This is a genomic window from Halomonas sp. V046, from assembly GCF_052645355.1.
In genome coordinates, this window is sequence record NZ_JBQXYF010000083.1 from 1 (window position 1) to 255 (window position 255).

Genomic DNA, 255 nt, shown 5'->3' on the forward strand with positions numbered 1-255 from the left:
TGCCGCTCTGGGCATCGAAGCCGGTGATGGTCAGGCTGCCCTGGCCATCGGTATTGGGGATCGTCACCGGGGTGCTGAAGTCCGCCCCGACCAGCTCCACGCCACCGATGGTGACGCTCGCCAGGCCCGCGCTGCCACCGACGCTGAAGCTGCCGGTGACGGTAGCACCGCTGGCCTCTTCCACGCTGTTGTCGGCACCGGTCACCGCACCGTCAGTGTCGGTCACGGTCACCGTCGGCGCGTCGTCTTCCTGGC

Annotated in this window: 1 protein-coding gene; it reads right to left on the bottom strand. The window is 69.0% G+C overall.

The window, feature by feature from the left end:
- A partial coding sequence (locus tag ACUN9Y_RS22345) for a hypothetical protein (protein WP_445462931.1) occupies nucleotides 1-226 on the bottom strand: 226 nt, incomplete at its 3' end.
- Nucleotides 227-255 lie beyond the last annotated feature (29 nt).